1 pseudogene is annotated in these 1019 nt (G+C 43.2%); it reads right to left on the bottom strand.

What is annotated here, in order from left to right:
- Nucleotides 1–53: 53 nt before the first annotated feature.
- A pseudogene (locus F6K15_RS37970) lies at nucleotides 54–1018 on the bottom strand (IS5 family transposase).
- Nucleotide 1019: the final 1 nt, after the last annotated feature.

Here is a 1019-nt window from a genome sequence, read left to right as displayed (position 1 = left end):
GGCTTTGTTGCATGAAAGTGGCGATCGCAGATGACTCCCTGGAGAGGCGCAGTCTAGATGTATACTTGATAACTTTCGGGTTTACCATTCTGTATCATGCGGTTAAGCATAGCGCATTGAACGAATAATTCCACTGCTTGATTGTCAAATGAGCGTCTTCGTAACTTCCCACCAAATAAAACTTTGAGCCTAAACATAGTGGTTTTCCTACGGAATGCTTCCCTACGGGATGCTACGCAAACGCAAACAGATAGAGAGCATCTATGGTATCCACTTTCATGCTTCCATTTTTGGCGTCCTATTTTACGAATTCTTCTGAGGTTCTCATCTCTGGGATGGGGTAGGGCTTTACAGTTGCCATGTGGCCTAATCACAGCATTTTTACGCGGTGGAATAGTCGTTTTTATCCCCCGTTGGTGAGCTGCCTCATAGCACTTGTATTTGTCATCAGCACCATCACCTGAAACTTGGGCTATTTCACCTTCTACTCCATCTAATAGGTCAGAAAATACCTGGTCGTCACTCACATTATTGGTTGTGACAACTGCTGTGACAATCTCTCCGGTGGCCTCATTTACACCTAGATGTAATTTACGCCATGTCCTACGTTTACGCGACAACCATGAATCCTGGTTTTCCATTCCCCTTCACCGTATACTTTGACCCAATAGTGAATCTAATACTAAGTGCATCCCCTCACGGGTTGGCATTACTGGTATCACAATATTCAATTTTCTGACCCTTCTGTCTACAGTGCTATGGTCTGGTACCGATAAATAAGCGTCCCATCAAATTAAATATAGATTCTACAAACCCTTCTGTTTGTCCCATACGCTAATCCGAACAAACTACTAATCGTGACCATTAGTTCAATAGCTACATCACTATAAGTATTAGATGCTCCCCTACGTCCAGTTTTCTGTTGGTTTACCCACTGCTCTATCACTTCATCATTGAGCCAAAATGTCAGACTCCCTCTCTGTTTTAAGGAAGCATCATACTCAGACCAGTTGCTGATT

Origin of the sequence: Okeania sp. SIO2B3 (assembly GCF_010672525.1) — a bacterium.
In the GTDB taxonomy this organism is placed as follows: Bacteria; Cyanobacteriota; Cyanobacteriia; order Cyanobacteriales; family Microcoleaceae; genus Okeania.
Note: the sequence above shows the minus strand (reverse complement) of the source record. Positions and strands in the feature narration are given on the sequence as shown.